Origin of the sequence: Lacipirellula parvula (assembly GCF_009177095.1) — a bacterium.
In the GTDB taxonomy this organism is placed as follows: Bacteria; Planctomycetota; Planctomycetia; order Pirellulales; family Lacipirellulaceae; genus Lacipirellula; species Lacipirellula parvula.
This window is the reverse complement of record NZ_AP021861.1, coordinates 2,026,337-2,044,723: the sequence shown is the minus strand read 5'-3', so window position 1 is coordinate 2,044,723 and position 18,387 is coordinate 2,026,337. Positions and strand designations below refer to the sequence as shown.

Below are 18,387 nucleotides of genomic sequence, written 5' to 3'. Positions count from 1 at the left end.
TGTCGCCCGCCCCGCCGGCCGGGGCTAAATGAGCAATTACGGTCGGCAGCCCCGGTTTGCCGCTGCTGGGGGCTACTACTTATGGCCGCTGCGGGCGGCGTTTGTCTCTGTCGGAAGGGTTCGGGGGTGTAGCGTTCGAGGTTCCGGGAAGGCGCTCGTTTGGCACGCTGGCTCCGTTGCTCGGAAAAATAGCTGCTTACTCGATCCTGCGGCGAAGCCTGACCGTGTTTTCGACGTTGTGATCGGCGCCTGGCTCGAAACCAGCCATCTGAGTCCGATCGATAATGTAGAAACCACGGATTCGCCGCACGTTGCCGACGTCGACGCCGTCTTCGCGGGTGAAGGCGTACCCTTCAGGGTAAACCTTTTTGTAGAGCTGAGGATCATTGTTGAAGTTAGCTTTGTTCAATTGAGCAGCAGTAGCGGTGTTCCAATCAGGAACTTCCTCCACCTCGAAGAAACCAATCGTCACCCACATCGCGTAAACGTTCGATCGGTTGGTGACGAGATTGTCGAGGCGGACGATCGGCTGATATCGAAAGTAGCCGTTGCGTTCGGAGTTCCAATGATCGTTGCCGGCGCCTTTCAGATCAGTAGAGAACAATGGCTCGCCGTTAGGCGCAGCCGTGCTCCCCGCCGTGCCGCTGATGCTTCGCAGCAACGTGCAATCGACCCCTGATCGCATCATCGCGGCAACCGGCACGAGATCGCCGGCGTCGGGACTGCGGAGCGGGTTTGCGAAGACAGTCGGGAGCGTTCGATCGAGCATCGTCGCTGAGCGAGGCGGCGTCGACGGCGCCGCCGGAGGCAGCTGCCCGCTGCGCGAGATGATCCAGTCATCGATGCTCGGGCCAGGATGAATTGCTCCTGGCGCGACGTTGCGGCTCGTTTCGCCATGGAAGAGAGTGTTCCAGACGTTGCGCTTTCTCATCTCAATCGCCGAGGTCGGCGCATTTGGCTTCATATCGCGCTCCGACACCGTATTCAGATTGATCCGCCCAGGGTCGCGGAACTCTGATACTTGGTTGAACGGCGCTTGCAAATTGAGCCGCGGGTCCTCAGCGCCTGGGGGCGATGCATAGACGGCAGAATCAAAATAGTTGGGATTGAGCCAGGTTTGCGTTCCCACGAATAGCGATGGAGTGTGGACGTACTCCAACATTCGATAGAGATGAAGCGGCACGCCGGGCGTAGGCGTTCCGCCCGCGTTTTCGGTCGAGAAGAAATTTTCGAAGTGGCTAAACGGTTTCGGCTGAAAATTGGGATTGGCAAGCTGTTGTTGCGGATCGTCGGCGTCGGTTGGATCGTACTGCTTCCAACCAGCCACAGGGTTTTCGCCGGACCGGAAATAGCGAAGCATCTGCGACGATCGATGCCGTGGCACGAGCATCAACTCATTGCCGCTGACGAAAGGTCGATTGTTCCAAGTCAGCCACGGGAACGGCTGCTTAGGCTGTAGAAGCTTCTTTGCCGGGGTAGGCTCCGTGGTGTTCATGAGGGGCCGGTTCAAGAACCCTAAGCTCATTTGAGGAATTCGCGACAACGAGTACGTCGTATTCGCATTGATTGCGGCGCGTTTGGCGTCCTGGTTGGTGAAACTAGCGGTATCAGGAGCGCGAGTTTTCCACAAATCGCGATCCTCCGTCTGGCCGCGTGCGCCATATCCGCGTTCAGCGCTAGAGAATCCGCTTCGAACGGTCGAATTCCGAGCTCCCAGTTCCGATTGAGATTGGCTCAATCGGCCGTTGAATACGGTAATGTACGCCTGCGTATCATCGATCGTGAGATAGGGGTTCGCCGTCACATGGTAGGGCGCAAGCGGATTGGCGAGACGCTGCAAAAATAGTCGGCGGCCTTTCGTGAAGTCGGTGCCTAATTTCGTCAACTCGGCGTCGCCGTCGTCCAAAGGAGTATCAATCGCTTTCGGCGTCGTGATATCGCCGCCGTTGCAATACATGCCATCCTCGCTGGGATCGTACGAAGTACCGGCATTCTGAGGCGGCGGATCAAATTTGACGAACTGCACGTTCCCCACTCGATTGGGATATCCTCCGGCAGGCTCCGACAACGTCAATCGGCGACGCACGCCTTCAGCGCCATTGATAATCGCAACGTCGGCCACGCAGCGACTGTTGTTGACGGTGATGGTCGGCACGGCGTTCGCTCCCGAAGCCTGCGCTTCAGACGGCGCCTCCATTTGGTACTGGTTGGCGGCGTCTTGCGCATTCGTCGCTACAGTGTTGTCGCCACTCGCGTTGTCGAGAAGGCGCACCGAGTGAAGCGTGCTCAGATCGGAGTCGAGTTCCACTCGCCGTAGCGGACGTCGCGGTCGTTGCGATGGCGTTTGGTCCAGGCGTTGCCCCAGCTGCGATGCGTAGATCTTTGGATTGGTCTTATCGCGAGTTCCCGAACCAACCACCAGGTAGCGACCTGGGCGAACTGGCGGAACGACGGGGTCTGCGGTATCGCCCGTTGCGCCCGGGAATCGATAAAAGGCGACGCCATCGTTCGCAATCTGCGGATCGCGATCGCCAAAATAGATCGAGCGGTCGATTTGCGCGGGGCGATTGGCCGGCAGCGGATCGTCGGGATCCTTCCGCGGGTCGACGTCGCGGGTCACAATCACGCGCCAGACCGGCGACCCGTCGCGTTGCTGATTATGAGTGCGCGTGACGTCGACGCCCAAATCGTGCTGCGGCAAGGCGGCGTTGGTCGTATCCGTAAGGTGCAAGTCGCGGCTCGGAGACGGCGTCTCCGGCCAGGGGTTGTAAATCTCCATAAAGAACGCACCGCGCGGTCGATAGAGTTGATCGAAGTCCGGATCTGGTCCTCGAGGAGGCGAGTCCGTCGTCGAGGCGGCCTGTTCGCCCGGGTTAGGATCTTCGTCTGTTTCATCGGTTGTATTTCGATCGTGCCACGCGAGCGTCTCGGTCATCACGAGTTCGGGGCGTTCGGCGCCCCAGACTAATCCGCGATGCGCGGCAGTATCATCGGCTGGCGTCACCGAGACGTCGTCCGCCGTGCCCAGAATGCCGTCTGGGCCAGGCTTGGCGTCGCCCACCCAACCGTTCACGTCCCATCCGTCAAATGGATTGGTGTCGTATTCAAACGGCGTCATGATGTTGTCCGCATCGCGGAAATCGACGACGTTGATCGCCCACTGGGCAATGCGACGGGCGAGTTCCTTGTCTTGAGCGCTCGTGCCGGCGTAGTCTGCCTCGGCCGCCGTCGTGAGGGCGAGAACGTAGAGATGACGCGCCATCAACTGACGGTGATCGGCATCCTCGCGAGTCACAACATTCGAGGCGTCCGGAACGTAATCAGCGGCGTATTGGGGAAAATAGCTATCGAAGTCTGCGTTTAATCCTGTCCGGTTCGTCCAAACCGGCTGTCCGGTTGCGCCCCCTTCGCCCGGTTCGTCGACGACGCCGTTGTTGTTGTCATCGGCGCCGTTGCCAAGCGTGCGATTCACATTGAGAGGCGTGCCGTTTAGCAATTCAGGCGCTACGAGCCGTCGCATGTGATTGCGCAGACGGATGGCGCCAATCCCTGCGAGAGGTTCCGGAAATGGGCGAAGCCCCAGCGCTTTGCGGACGCGCATTTCCACCAGATCCGCCGGCGTGCGCGGAGGACGCTTGTAGAGCGGATTCGTCGAATACATCGTCGCATCATTCGCCAGTTCGTGCGGCAAAGAGACGTTTGGCGTCGGCAAATCAAAGCTGGTCGTCGTGAGCTTGTTGCGAGTCGTGCCTTGAGCTTGCGACAGCGTCGCTAACCGTGGAGGAAGCGAACCGGCGTCTGAGTCATAGGCTCGCAGCACCCGTTCCAACTCGCCGTCGGTGAACGGAGCGTCGCTGCCGCTCGCGCCGACGTAACCATTTACGCCGGCGGCCGTCTTCTGCGAGAGATTGAGCTCGTAGGGCGAGTCCATCAGCAGACCAGGGTCGGTGGCGGTATTCATTTCCGTCGTTAGCGTGGCGTCGAAGACCGGCTGGCCGTGGTAATTGACTGCCGAGCCGTAACGCGCGCGGAGATCAGGCGGCGTCCCAAAACTTGAACGAATGTTCGCCCGCAGCGGCCAGCCGAACATGCTGATTTGGGCCATCTGGTCGACGGCGCTGACGACGCCAGGACGAATCGGAGCGCCGACGGCGGTCGGCAAGCCGTAGCGTCCCGGAACGAGCGGCGTGCCGCCATCGCCAGTGAGCAGTTGTTGGAAACGCTGAATCGGGTTGGGATCGGGGAACAGATAGGCCAGATTGACGTCGCCCGGGCCGTAGCCGATGCCGCGGGGCGTGGTGAAGGAGGTGAGGCCCGTTGAAGCAATGGTCGAGGGCCGACCGGTGTTCGGCGGCGTCCCCGTGTTTTGAAGCGACGCCATTCCTCCCGCGCTACTATCCCAAGCCCCCGCCAAGTCGCAGGTGCCGGCGGCGTTGACGTTCGCCTTGCCGTCCTGATCGACGATCAGCATCGCCACGAGCGGCTTCACCAACTTGCCGTTGGGGCCGGCCATCACGGGCAGGCCGACGTCGATCCACACGCTGTCGCGGACGCCGTCGTTGTCGTTGTCGACGTCCCACGGCCCGTAAATCATGCGGGCCAGCTTTTGTTGCGGCGTTTGCGTCGCGGCGAACTCGGGATTGCTGCCGCTGAACTTTGGATGATCGAGCCAGTTCGGGCGGAGCAACACCTTGCGAAGCATCATCGCTTGGGTGCCGAGGGTCGACGTCATGAGGTCGGGCGTGGCGGCGGCGTAGGGCGCCCGCATCGCCCAGTAGTAGAGCAGGTCGGGACGATGCCAGGAGGGAAGCACCAACGAGCCGAAAGTCGGCAGCGCCGTATTGGCCTGCGAAAGCGCCGCGGGCATCGTTGTGTAGTCAACTCCCTGAATCAACGTCTCCGACAACGCGGTCGCGGGGAGGTAGGCGAGCGCCATGTTCTGGAAATCGACGGCGTCGTAACCTTCGTTGCCGCCGCCGGCCGCGGCCGGGCCCACGAGGTTCGCCAGGGCGATGCTGCGAGCGGCTTTGTCGGCGCCGGTGTACTGGTCGATAAACTGCAGCGAGGCGCTGTTCAGCAGGTAGTTCGCGTTCGCCGTGTCGGTCGCGGTTTGGTGAATTTGCATCACGTTGAGGAACGTCGTGTTCGGCAGTAACGCGAGTTCAAACGAGTACGGCGTACCGCCGACGTTGACTTCCTCGAGCAGGCTCAGCTTCGCGGCATTGTTCGCCGCCGCACGGTTGTAACCGAAACCCGTGCCGCTGAACGGACGGCCGTTGATGAGAATGCGAGATTCGGCGAGCGTCCCGACGTTCGCAGCGGTAATCAACGATCCATCGGCCAGCTGCACGTTCATGATGCGCATGCGATTCGGCGGCACGAAGCCGACGATGCGCGTGCTACGACCTCTGGCGGGGCCGCTCAGAAATGTCAGGACTTGGCCGTTGTAGGCGTTGTCGTACGGGCTAAAGCGCGGCGGCGGGGTTGCTGAAGTGACAAAATAGTTTCCGTAGCCGTCGATATCGATGCCCTGCAGATTCTGCACGAAGTTGGCGTCGAGGTTCAACTCAACAATCTGATCGCCAGCAATCGGGAATCCTGAGGCATCCTTTGCCCACGACGCGGAAGCCGCCCCAGTCATTACCTGCGTCTTGATTCCCTCATTCCCATACATATCCCCCAGCAGCGAGTGGAATCGCAGCGAGCTGTTGGGATTATTCGTGTCGCGGAGGACTTGCAGCAGGACTTCGTCGAGGAGTTGCGTTTGGGCCGCTTCGCTGGCGAGGCGGACCGAGGCCTTCATCGCGGTCTTGGCCGTCTTTTCCGACTGCTTCGCCGTGATGATGAACGCGGTGCCGACCATCATGAACAGCACCAGCAAGCTGAGAACGACCAGCAGCAGCACGCCGCGGCGGGGGCGGCGGGCGGCGTTTAGCTTCGCGCGGCGGGTGAGCAGCCGGGCGCGGCGGGCGGGCCGGCTGCGGCTGGTGCGAGCGGTGCGGCCGACGCGAGCTCGGCGGGGAGCTGGCGACGACGATGGTTGGCGGCGGTGCGGAGACATGGCGACTGCTGTTCCTGTGCTACTTGTTTTGCCCCAAGTAACGGACGAATCTAGTTGCGAGTTGCGGGTTGCGAGCGACGAGTTGCGAGTTGTTGATGGCGGTTGTCAGTGGGAGCGTCGTCGTGCGGCTTGGCTTCTTGCCACTCGTCACTCGCAACTTATTGAGCCTCCATCGGCAGCATTTGCGTGGCGACGCTGATGACGCCGGGGAGGAGGATGGCGCGGAGGTTCGAGCCGGAATTCAACGGCCATTCGGGGCCGTCGAGCATCAAGCGGCGGATGGCGAAGTTGCCGGTGTTACTGCCATCGGCGAGCATGCGATCTTGAGATTCATCGTCGATCGATAAGATTCGGTACCATCGCATCAGGAACTGGCCCGTCCCCTGATGGACCCCGGCGACGGCGATCCAGTTGCCGGCGCGAATGCCGTCGACGGCGTTGTCGACCGCGTCCGTGTTGTTGTTGGCGGCCGAAATGACAAGTTCGTTGCCCAGGTTCATGACGGCGGCGATCGAACGCTCCGACGCGGCCGAAGGCGTCAGTTCGCGCTTGTTCAAGACGGCGACGGAAACTTCGTAGAGCTCGCTGCCGAACTGCGGATTAATCGGCTGCAACGCATTGAGGCCGCCGGTGGTCGTCGGCACGATCGTCGCAATCCAGGAGTAGCTGCCGCTATACTGACGCGACAGCAGCGTGTCGTCTGCTGCATAATTCGGTGTCGGGGTCGCGTTGCTATCGACGGCGCTCCAGCGCTGGATGGCGGGTCGATCGTCTTGCTTGGGCAGTTCGTTCGTGACGTCGTCGTGGAGGCGGAAGATCGTCTCAGCGAAAGCGACGCTCATGTTGGGAACTGCGACGGTCGTCGTCGGAACATTCGTCGAGGAGAGCGTCAGGCGACGGATTGGCCAACGGGTTTCGGCGAGGCCGACGGTTGACGGCGGTAGAGGGGTAGCGGGCCAAGTGACGTTCTGAGAGTTCGTCGAAAATAGCGGGTCGTTGTCTGCGCCTGTCGGGTAAGCGTCGCTGAAGAACGCGAACGGAAAAATGTCGCGATCCGCGATCATACCGTCATTGCGCGCCGCAGCTTCGCCGAGCGGGTCGATCACGAACGCCTGCCCTCCCCCGACCGTGCCGGTCGTGTTGAAGTAGTCCGCAGTCGGATTGAGCGTCGGGGAGCCGCCGGGAATCCAGTCGGGCTGAATGACGCGATAGTCGCCAGCGACCACGCCGTTCGTCGGCTGGGCAGCGTAGAGCCAGTTCTCCGGCTTGAGGTATCCGCGGGCCTTGAGGTCGGCCATGGCGGCTTCGGCGAGGGCGGAGCCGCGGTCGAATTGCTCGCCCTTGCCGGCGTAGTGGTTGCCGACCGGGAACACGGCGGCGACGCCCATCAGGCCGAACAGCAACACGAACATCGAAATCAGGACTTCGAGGAGCGAGATGCCGCGGCGGATGTGGAGTTGATTGGTCATATGTTCAAGGCGTTAGCGGCCGGTGGCGGCAGTCATGTTCTTGGCGGCTTGGCGGGCGTCGCCAATTTGCTTGGCACGCTGAGCCGCAGGCGCAGTGTCGTCGATGTAAGGCGAAAGACGCGGATCAAAGCTGATGTTGTTATCAGCCGTGATGATGCGGCCGGCGCGGTTGATCGTCACCCAACGGCTATCAGCGCTCAGCCAGTTGATGCGCGTGCGACGTTGGGTCAACTCGTCGTTGGAAATGCTCGCTCCAGCGGAGAAATCGTAGTCGTTGGGATCTTGCGAGCCGTTGTTGCCATTCTCAAAGAGGCCGAGGAGCAGGAAAATCTGCTCGGCCCCCTCACGGCGGACGCCGTCGCGGTAGACGGCTTCGATCGAGCCGTTGGGACTGAACATGATGCCGACAGTCGTCGCTCCGCCAGAGTCGAAGTCCATTGGCATGGAGGCGCCGACGCCGGTAGCGCCCGATGCTTCGAGATCGATGCCGATGCCGCGAGGAAACTGCAGCGGCTGCTCCGAAGTGTTGACTGGCAGGCGGGCAAACGAGAACGGCTTGAGCGCGCCTGGCGCCAGTTGCTGGCCGTTTTGGTTGAGCCAAATGGCGAGCAAGAAATTCGTCGGCATGACGTAACCGGTCGCCTGGTCGACTTGATGAGCCCCCTCGGTGCCGCCGCCGTCGTCGACGATCAAGAAGTAGTTCCCGCCGGCGTTGACGACGTCGCCGTTGCGAACCATGCGCGGCGGAATGGGATCCTCGGCGCCGTACAGCGTGAACGCCAATTCCCAAACCCCCGCTCCGCGGTAACGGGCGTCGAACATCGTGCCGCCATTGCCGTTGGCGTTGTCCGTCGTCGGCTCGCCATAGGTCAGCTTGTCGTTCGAACGGGGCTTATTCACGGAGACGCGAGAAAACTCACTGAAACCCGTGAACGCGGGCGGCTGGGCGATCATGTAGGCTTCGAGCGCCATGCCGCTGAACGGCGAGCTGGTTCCGGTCTCCCGGAAGGCGACGCCGACGGGCCGGCCGTCGCGCGCAGCTTGGGCCTGGGCTTGAGACAACAGCGTGGTGAGCTGGCGCGAAGCTTCGCGAATCTTGCGGGAGTTGTTGTTGGGCGAAAGCAGCGGCAGGGCTCCGGCGAGGACCGTCACCATGATGACGATCGTCACGAGGAGTTCGATCAGCGTCAGGCCGCGGCGCGCGGAAGCGGTCGGCGACGCGGCGGCGATCGCTCCGCATTCGGCAGTTCGCAGTTGGTCGTGGCGGTTCATAGCTTCGTCTCTTGGCGGCGGCCCTGACCTCGCTAGGTCAGGGCTATTTCGGCAGTTGCTGCGGCGATTGGCGGTTAGTACTCGATGAGGTGGTTGGTGATGTTGTCTTTGGTGAGCTGCACCGAGTCGAGAACAGGCGCGCCTGACTGCGTGCCGTCGACGTAACTCTCACTCTGATTGGCGACATAGGGATCGATGTTATCGCCATTTTGAGCGCCAGTGAGTTGCAGCTTCGATTCGCCGTCCGGACCACCAGAGTAAATCAACGGCACCAATCGATATGCTTGCTGATGCGTCATATTAGCCCCCGTCGCACGCGTCATCCGGTTGCGCATGTTGGCCTCGTAGACGCTACGAAGCGACGCGGGATAGTAACCCAAATTCGGAGTGACCACCGTTGGTGAATCGCGACGGTAGAGATCGAAAGGATCGTGGTCCGTCTCTCCTGGGCGGGTGCCGTCAGGGTTGCGAGGCTGCAAATCAGACGTCACTCCGGCAGGCCAACGTATCCAGCCAATCGGATTTCCCCATCCATCGATGAATTCGGGAGCCCCGTCGTCGTCCGTATCTCCAATGTCTTGCTTGGCGAACAGAGTTCGGGCTTCGCCGTCGCCAGTCGCGTTCATTACTACAAGATAGAGGCATTCCGCTTGCGAAAGCCCGGCTGTAGCCGGCAACTGAAGCCGACGCCGATCGTAGGCGAACGCCAACTGCGGCGGTTGAGCGAGAATCTGCGGGACGTAAAGAATGTCCTCCACCCGATCCGGCATTTCTTTTTTCATCAACTCACGGATGCCAAGCAGCCTTGCATCCGCAATCATCTCTCCACGAGCCTTTGAAGCTTCTTTCATCGCTTGCTGAGGGTTGCTGGAACCTGCAACAAAGCTCGCAACCCACGCGTCAATATCACTGATGATTTTGGCCTTCACCTCGACCCGTCGCGTTTCGTACGAGTTGTAACGTTCGAGGATGAGCGTATGGATCTTCGTGATCAGCGTTTGCGTACGCTTCTCGCGCGCCCCCTCGATCGCCGCTGCGGCGGTGCCGAGGATGGCGGCGGCGATGATCGCCATGATCGCCATGGTGATCAGGAGCTCAACGAGCGTGAGGCCGGTGCGAATGGGGCCCGTGCCAATGGAGAATGCGGAATGTTGAATGGGGAGCGCACGCTCAGCGCGCAGCCGCTCTGGCTCCATTCCCCACTTTCCATTCGACATTCCGCATTGATTCTTCATGCTCATTGCTCCGCTGCGGCGGAGAGTTCGCCTTCGGTGAAATTGGTCAGCGTGTCGGCGATCGGGCCGATGTAGACACCCTTGGGGAACAGATAAGGTTCGAGTTGTGCGACGGTCGGAACCGGGGAATTGCCCGACGCGCTAACGCCGAAGTCGCCCCAATCGTCGTCGAGACCGCAGTGCAGAATTTGGAACTTAGCGTCCACGAACGCCAGGTCCTGCAAGCTCGCGGCGGTCGCTTTGCCTTCGCGGACTTTCTTGAGGGCGAAGACGTTGTTCGCCGTCGCCGAGGCGTACGGATCGTACTGGTACGGCTTGTGACGCGACGTATCGAAGTAGACGAGCGGCTGCGTCGATCCAGCAGGGATGTATCGCCAGAGATTAATACGACGAGTGATGGCGCTGTTCTGCGGATCTACATACGTTACGAATCTGCCTGCGGCCGCGTTGGACGTGTCGTCCAAGAACGAACCGTCGTCGTTTCTGGGCGTTAAGCGGCCCAAATCGAACTCATAACGCTTGTTTCTATTTTCGAGAACCTCGCCGGGACTTCCGGTTGCCGTGGAAAACGACGGACCGCCTGGCCCAGAGATGGGATATTGCTCGTCGCTGCTGAATCCCCCCAGCCAGAAATAGAGGGCTTCGGCGCCGGTCATGCCGTTCGGAAGCGCGCCTGACGTCACAATGGTTGTGGAAGACGGCGTGACCCCGGCAAGGGCGTCAATCAGGTCCGCGGGCTCGTTGTGCCGCGGGAAGGCCTTCTTGAACGCACGCACGAAGTCGGCCCTCACCATCGGCCCCACGGTCCCGCCGGAAGGGTTCATCCCGTTCGGCGGATAGATGCCGTAGTCGTTCTTGAAATTCTCCGCTGCGCCCGAGAGATTCTTCACCTCTAAAACGATGCGGGCTCGCTTGGCGTTCTTCAACGCATTCACCGCCGCGGCGGCGATCAGGCCGGCGAGAACGGCGATGATCGCGATGACCACCAGCAGTTCGGTAAGGGTGAAGCCCTTGCGGCGGGCGGTCGCGCGACGCTGGCTGGTGGCGGCGGCGGTGACTTGCGATTCTTGCATGTGACTTTGGCTCCTTGTCTTGCTCTTCTGGCTCGCCTGGCCGGGCGTTGATGCTGGGCGGTTCTGGTTGGTTTCCGGGACTGGCGTCTGGTTCGGGGCGACCGGACGGCGGGGCCGTTCGGCTAGTGGCACTGTTCGTTTAGTGGGCACTGTTGGCGGCTGGCTCCCCCGAATGGGGGTGGCCAGGCGGCGGGGTTCGACCTGTCTGCCTGTGGCGAAATCTCACCATGGGAGTTTCCTCCCCTCACCCTGCCCTCTCTCCGTGTGGGAGAGAGGCGTATTGGAATGAGACGAAGCGTTTGATTTCGCAAGGCGGAATAAGGCGCCCCCCGACGCAAGTCCGCGGAAATTAGCAAGTTCGCACGTTGAATCGCTAGCAACCGCAAACTGTGTGCCGGATGGAGTTTAACTGCTTTCGGGGTAGCTGGGAACTAACCGGAGACGCCCGTGGGGCGTAATGACGAATGCCTAAATGACGAATGACGAATGGGGGTCAGGACCCTCCATTCGTCATTCGGGTTTCGTCATTCGGTCATTTTCCGCCTAGCCCGACAGGTTGTTGATGAGGTCGACCAGGGGGACGAACAGGGCGATGACGATGAAGCCGACGGCGCCGCCGAGGAAGATAATCAGCAGCGGTTCCATGAGCTTCGTCAGGCCGTCCGTGAGGACAGCGACTTCTTCGTCGTAGGTGTCGGCCACCTTGTAGAGCATCGTGTCGAGCTCGCCCGTTTCCTCGCCGACGTCGACCATGTTGACGACGATGTCGTCGACGACCCGCTGGCGGTATTTGAGCATGTACATCAGGAGCCCGATCGGGCCGCCGATAAAGCAGAACCAGAAGAAGGCCGCCACGGGGTGGAAGCTGAGGCGGGAGAATTCCTTCATCGGGCCGGCGATGGCGTCGCCCTCGCGGATCCGCTCGCTGATCTTCAAGAACATCTTCTCGAAAATCGCATTGCCGGCGGTCTCGCGGGTGATGTTGAGGGCCTCGAGAATCGGCACGCCCGAAGCGATCAGCGTGCCGAGCGTCCGCGACGTGCGGGCCATGATGTTCTTTTCGACCAGCTGGCCGAAAATCGGCATCTTGATGCAGAACTGGTCCCAGCCGATGCGGCCGTGGCGGAACTTGCGAATGAGCTTGATCGTGAGCCAAATGGCGATCGGGATGCCAGGGATGAGGTACCAGTAGTTTTGGCACCACTCGGCGACGTTGATCAGGTAGATCGTGAGCGTCGGCAGCTCAAGGTCAAAGTCCTCGAAGATGTCCTGAAAGCTCGGGACGATCTTGATCATGATGAACGTCAAAATACCGACGGCGACGCAGACGACGACGACCGGATAGATCATCGCCGACTTAACTTTGCGTTTGAGGGACTCGGCCCGTTCTTTGAAGTCGGCGAGACGCTGGAGAATGACTTCGAGGGCGCCGCCCGCCTCGCCGGCCTTGATCATGTTGACGTACAGGCGGTCGAAGCATTTGGGCGACTTGGCCATCGCCTCGGAGAGGGTGTCGCCGCCTTCGATCGCTTCGCAAGTGTCTTCGAGGGAGTACTTCAGACGGCCCGGCTTCGCTTGCTCGCCGAGAATGCGGAGCGAGCGGAGAATCGGCAGGCCGGCGTCCTGGAGAATGGAAAGCTGGCGGGTGAAGGCGGTGAGATCTTTGGAGCGGACGCCGCCGAAAACGAAGCCGCGTTTCTTTTTGGCTCCGCCGGCTTCGGCCTTCTTGCGAACCTTCTTGACGGAGATCTTCGTGACGAAGTATCCCATCTGCCGGATAGTCGCTTGCGCATCTTCCTCGGTGGCGGCGTCAATGACGTCCTTGATCTCCGCCCCGGTGGAGTCCATCGCCTCGAATTGGAAAGTTGGCATAGCGGCGATCCTTAGCGTCGGGCTGGTCGCTGAAGCGGCGCAGTCCGCAGTGGGTCCTCAGTCCCGTTCCTCTAACTCTGTCAGTTGTCAGTGGTCCGTGGTCAGTTGCTGGGAGGTCGTTGAGTTGCTCGCAACTGACCACGGACCACTGACAACTGACCTCTCTTACGCTTCCATAATCGTTTCGCGGATCGTTTCTTCGGCGGTGGTCAGCCCATCGAAGCAGGCCTTCATGCCGGCGTCGCGGAGGGTGACCATGCCGCCCCGACGGGCCGCCTCGCGGAGTTCGTCGGTCGAGGCGTTGCGCATGATGAGCTCGCGGAGCTCGTTGTTCATGATCATCAGCTCGAACAGACCAACGCGCCCCTTGTACCCAGTATTGTTGCAATTTTCGCAACCTGAGCCACGAAAAAAGCGTTTTCCCTTCAGGTCGGCAGGCGAAAGCTCCAAATCGTCCAGCATTTCCTTCGTCGGCGTGTGCTCTTCGCGGCACTTGGTGCAGACGCGCCGGACCAGCCGCTGGGCGAGGATTGCCTCGACCGTGGCGGTGATGAGGAACACGGGAACCCCCATATCCTTCAAACGCGTGATCGTGCTGGGGGCGTCGTTCGTGTGGAGCGTGCTGAACACCATGTGGCCGGTGAGCGACGCCTGAACGGCGATTTCGGCCGTTTCGAGGTCGCGGATCTCGCCCACCAGGATCTTGTCGGGGTCTTGCCGCAGGATGGCCCGGAGGCAGGCGGCGAAGGTGTTGCCGATCGAGGCGTCGATGGGGACCTGGATGATCCCTTCCATGTCGTACTCGACCGGATCTTCGGTGGTGATCAGTTTGTCGTGGATCGTATTGAGCTCGTTGAGCGCCGAGTAGAGCGTCGTCGTCTTGCCGGAACCGGTCGGGCCGGTGACCAGGACAATGCCGTTCGGCTTGGCGATGGCTAGGCGGAAGACGTCCATCGTCTCCTGGTTCATGCCGACGTTACGGAGGTCGAGCGACACGACCGAGCGGTCGAGCACCCGCATAACGACGCTCTCGCCGAACAAGGTCGGCAAGACGCTGACGCGGAGATCGACAGGGTGACCGCCCACGGTGAGCTCGATGCGACCGTCTTGCGGCAGACGGCGCTCGGCGATGTCGAGGTTCGCCATGACCTTGATGCGGGTGGTGATCGCGAAGGCCAAGTGGCGGGGAGGCGGCACCATTTCGTAGAGGACGCCGTCCGCCTTGATGCGAATGCGGAATTCGTCTTCGAACGGCTCGAAGTGCAAGTCGCTCGCGTGGTCCTTGATCGCGAGCAGCAGCACCATGTTGAGCAGCTTGCGGACCGGAGCGCTGTCGGCGAGGGCTTCGACGCTGGTGAGGTCGACCGAGTTGCCGGCAACCTTCGCGGCGGCGGCGGCCAGTTCGGCGTCGTCCTCCATCGCGGTGACGATCGACTCGACGCTTTCGGTGCTTTCGCCGTAGTAGCGTTCGAGGGATTTGATGATGCCCGGCTCGGTGGCGACGACGACGCGGATGTTGTAGCCGAGGAAGGTGCGCAGCTCGTCCTGAACGCCGAGGTTCTGCGGGTCGCACATGGCGACGGTGAGCGTGTTACCGTCGAACTCGGTGGGAATGATGCGATACATCTGCGCCATCGGCTCGGTGACCATGGAGATCACTTTGGGATCGATGGTGAGATCCGTGACGGTGACGACGCGGAGGTGGAGCTGTTCGGCGAGGGCCTGGGCGAGCTGATCGTCGTTGATCAGACCCATGTCCTGCGCGACCTGGCCCAGCAATTGGCCGGTGCGCTGATGTTGCTCTTCGAGCAGCAATTCGAGCTGGTCGTCGGAGACGTAACCGAGGTCGACCAGGATTTGTCCGATGCGGCGTTGGGCCATGGCTTGCGCGTCAGGATGCTAATTGAATAAGGATGAACTAAGGAAATTTCTCGCAAAGGCGCGAAGGCGCAAAGAAAACCATTGATCAGTGCGCCGAACCTGTGCGTTTTTTTTGCATTTCCTTTGCGCCTTCGCGCCTTTGCGTGAAATCTTCTTCTCTTCGTCGAGACTACTAGCCGGGATCGTTCGCTTGCGGTTCGTCGAAGATCCCACGCTCGGCCGCGGCGATCCGCTTGGCCAAATCGTCGGGGCTGTTCGACTTCATCATTACGTCTTCCTTCGTGGCGACTTCATTCCGCCAGTGCTGGAAAAGGTGATCGTCGAGGAGCTGCATGCCGTACTTCGAGCCGGTTTGAATGGCCGAGGTAATGCGGAAAATCTTGTTCTCGCGGATCAGGTTGGCAATGCCCGGGGTAACGACCAGCGTCTCGAACGCCGCCGCGCGGCCGCCGCCGATGCGGGGGACGAGCTGCTGGGCGAGAATGCCGATGATCGCCGTCGCGAGCTGCGTGCGGATCTGATCTTGCTGATGGCTGGGGAACACGTCGATGACGCGGTTGATCGTGCCGGCAGCGCTCGACGTATGGAGCGTGCCGAACACGACGTGGCCTGTTTCGGCCGCGGTGATGGCGGCTTCAATCGTTTCCAAGTCGCGTAATTCACCGACGAGAATGACGTCGGGATCCTGCCGCAATGCGCGACGAATCGCTTCAGCGAACGACGTGACGTCGACGCCTACTTCGCGCTGGTTGACCGTCGACTTCTTGTGGTTGTGATAAAATTCGATCGGGTCTTCGATCGTGATGATGTGATGGTCGACCGTCGAGTTGAGGTGATCGACCATCGCCGCGAGCGAGGTCGACTTGCCCGAACCGGTTGGCCCGGTGACGAGCAGCAGACCGCGCGGCCGCAGAATGAGGTCTTTGAAAATTGGGGGGAGGCCCAATTGATCCATCGACATCAGGTTCACCGGAATCTGCCGGAGAACCATCGAGACGTTGCCCTTTTGGCGGAAAATCGAGACGCGGAAACGGGCCTGATCGCCGAATGCGAAGCCGAAGTCGGCGCTGCCGGTTTCTTGGAATTCTTGTTGGCAACGATCGGGCGTGATGGACTTCATCAACGCGATCGTGTCGGCGGGCTCAAGCACCTTCGTCTTGAGCTTCTGCATATGACCGTGGAGCCGCAGCACGGGCGGCTGCCCGACGGAGATGTGAAGATCGCTCGCCCCCTGCTTGACTTGAGCAGAGAGGAGCTTGTCGATGAGAATCGTACCCATATGTTCTTTCCCGTAACGATCGCGCGGCGAGTTGCCGAGAGGCAAGCAGCGCCATCCGGGAAGCCTCTTCCCGTGACAAGTCTGACGGCCCAGGCAAGAGAGGCGTCCCGCGTCGGCTGTTCCGGCCGAACGGGTCTCCACGCTCCTCGATCCACCCCCTCAAAATTGCTCTGCGCCTACCTAGGCATTATGTCGGGGGAAAGTGGTAAACTCAAGAGTTTCAAGAGGATAATGCCGTTTGGCGAAGCCTGGGAAAGGCCGTTTAATCCGGTGGAATGCCGCCCTTCAGCCGCCGCGCAGGTTGCAGCGGCGCATTAGCCCTGGGCTCCGCCCGGGGGTGACATTGCGAGGGACGACGTCCACCGTAATAGAGGCCCACCCCCGGGCGGAACCCGGGGCTAGAGGTGTTGCGGCGAACCCTCCGCCAACGACTAGGTCGTCTGCTCGCGTTTCGAGACGCGGAAGACTTCCTCCAGCGTCGTGATCCCTTGGAGGGTCTTCAGGATGCCGTCGTCGTAGAGGGTGGTCATCCCCTGCTTGACGGCCGCCTTGCGGATTTCAAGCGTCGAGGCGCCCTGGAACGAAAGTTCCCGGACTTTTGAGGTCATCGTCATCAGCTCGTAAATGCCAATCCGGCCGCGGTAGCCGCTCTTACCGCAATGGGAGCAACCAACGCCCTTCATGAAGGTAGCGCCCGCCACCTGTTCGGGCGTGATTCCCGCAATGTCGAGCTGGGCCTGCGAGGGAGTGAACGGCTGCTTGCACTTGGCACAGTTAACGCGGACAAGCCGCTGGGCCATGACGCCGACGACGCTGCCAGCCACCAAATAGGCCGGGACGCCGATGTCGACCATACGGGTAATGGCGCCGGGAGCATCGTTCGTATGGAGCGTACTGAACACCAAGTGGCCCGTGAGCGACGCTTGAATGCCCATCGACGCCGTCTCGTGGTCGCGCATTTCGCCGACGAGAATGACGTTGGGGGCCTGCCGCAACATCGCTTTGATGATCTTGGCGAAGTCGAGGCCGATGTTGTGGCGAACCTCTACCTGATTAACGCCTGGGAGGTAGTACTCGACCGGATCCTCGGCGGTGATGATCTTGCGATCGGGGCGATTGAGCTCGTTCATCGCCGCGTAGAGGGTGGTCGTCTTGCCCGAACCGGTCGGGCCGGTGACGAGCAAAATGCCGTTGGGACGGCGGATGAGATTCTTGAACGTCTTGAAGTCTTTCTCGGAAAGACCAAGCTGCCGGACGCCGACTTTGATGTTGTCCTTATCGAGCAGCCGCATCACGCACGACTGGCCATGGTTGGTCGGCAACATGCTGACGCGGAGATCGAGTTCCTTGCCGCCGGCCGTGATCTTGATCCGGCCGTCCTGGCAGCGTCGGCGTTCGGCGATGTCCATCTTGGCGAGAATTTTGATACGGCTCAGCAGGGCGCCGAGCAGACGCCGCGGCGGGCTGTCGCGTTCGACCAGCATGCCGTCGATCCGGTAGCGGATGCGGACGCGGTCTTCGAACGGTTCGACGTGAATGTCTGAGGCCCGCAATTGGACCGCTTCGCCGATCATCAGCTGGACGAGCCGGACGATCGGGGCGCTGGTTTCGTCGACCACGTCGTCGGAATCACTGGCCGTATCGTCTTCAGTTTCGGTGAAGTCGATGGCCGTGTCGGTGAATTCCTGCAACATCGAGTCAGCGGATTCGCCGTCGACTTGGCCGTAGTTGCGGTTAATGGCTTCGAGAATGCTTTCCTTCGTGGAGACGCCGATCTCGATCTTGCGATTGAGAATGAACTGCAGCTTGTCGAAGGTTTCGAAGTCTTGCGGATCGCTGACGAGCACCTTCAGGGCGCCATTTTCTTCGGAGAACGGGATGACGGCGTTTTCGCGGGCGACCGATTCGGGCACGAGTTCAACCACCGCGGGGGGAATCGGCACGTTGTTGAGGTCGTAGTATTCGTAGCCGTGGAGCTTCGCCAGCGACTTGGCGATTTGCTCGCCATTGGCGTAGCCGAGCTGCACGATGGCGTCTTGCAGCTTCAGCCGGCGCGACTTGGCGACCGTCTCGGCTTCTTGGAGCTGTTCGGGACCGATGATCCCCTTCTTAATGAGAAAATCCCCGAATCGATCGGCCATGGCGGCTTCTTCTCTGCTGCGTGTTCCGGAAGCGAATCGACAGGATCGGTGCGGCCGCGACGGCCGCGAATCGACCCGAAGAGCGGGCGGAGTGCGCGTCCCCA

At 61.0% G+C, this 18,387-nt stretch carries 9 protein-coding genes; all 9 read right to left on the bottom strand.

Annotated features, from left to right (window positions below):
• Positions 1–196 precede the first annotated feature (196 nt).
• The 9 genes from PLANPX_RS07870 to PLANPX_RS07830 all read right to left on the bottom strand — a co-directional run bounded on the left by PLANPX_RS07870 (position 197) and on the right by PLANPX_RS07830 (position 18,283).
• Positions 197–6,061 (bottom strand): hypothetical protein, encoded by a 5,865-nt coding sequence (locus tag PLANPX_RS07870; protein WP_152098198.1) that lies wholly within the window; start codon positions 6,059–6,061, stop codon positions 197–199.
• 158 nt (positions 6,062–6,219) lie between these two features.
• On the bottom strand, positions 6,220–7,530 hold the full coding sequence (locus tag PLANPX_RS07865) for a type IV pilus modification PilV family protein (RefSeq protein WP_152098197.1): 1,311 nt from the start codon (positions 7,528–7,530) through the stop codon (positions 6,220–6,222).
• A gap of 12 nt (positions 7,531–7,542) precedes the next feature.
• The gene (locus PLANPX_RS07860) at positions 7,543–8,802 is read right to left on the bottom strand and encodes a prepilin-type N-terminal cleavage/methylation domain-containing protein (RefSeq protein ID WP_152098196.1); all 1,260 of its coding nucleotides are present in this window, start codon (positions 8,800–8,802) and stop codon (positions 7,543–7,545) included.
• 74 nt (positions 8,803–8,876) lie between these two features.
• Positions 8,877–10,037, bottom strand: a complete 1,161-nt coding sequence (locus tag PLANPX_RS07855) for a prepilin-type N-terminal cleavage/methylation domain-containing protein (RefSeq protein ID WP_172991928.1) — start codon at positions 10,035–10,037, stop codon at positions 8,877–8,879.
• Between the two features lie 2 nt (positions 10,038–10,039).
• Entirely contained in the window at positions 10,040–11,110 is a 1,071-nt protein-coding gene (locus PLANPX_RS07850) for a type II secretion system protein (RefSeq protein WP_152098194.1), read from the bottom strand.
• A gap of 543 nt (positions 11,111–11,653) precedes the next feature.
• Positions 11,654–12,982 carry a type II secretion system F family protein gene (locus PLANPX_RS07845; protein WP_152098193.1) on the bottom strand — a complete coding sequence of 443 codons (1,329 nt, stop codon included), beginning with the start codon at positions 12,980–12,982 and terminating at the stop codon, positions 11,654–11,656.
• Between the two features lie 165 nt (positions 12,983–13,147).
• A complete protein-coding gene (locus PLANPX_RS07840; RefSeq protein WP_152098192.1) occupies positions 13,148–14,863 on the bottom strand; it encodes a GspE/PulE family protein in 1,716 nt (571 codons plus the stop codon).
• A 172-nt stretch (positions 14,864–15,035) separates the two neighbouring features.
• Positions 15,036–16,142 (bottom strand): type IV pilus twitching motility protein PilT, encoded by a 1,107-nt coding sequence (locus PLANPX_RS07835; protein WP_152098191.1) that lies wholly within the window; start codon positions 16,140–16,142, stop codon positions 15,036–15,038.
• 431 nt (positions 16,143–16,573) lie between these two features.
• Positions 16,574–18,283: a GspE/PulE family protein gene (locus tag PLANPX_RS07830; RefSeq protein WP_152098190.1), complete on the bottom strand. Its 1,710-nt coding sequence runs from the start codon at positions 18,281–18,283 to the stop codon at positions 16,574–16,576.
• Positions 18,284–18,387: the final 104 nt, after the last annotated feature.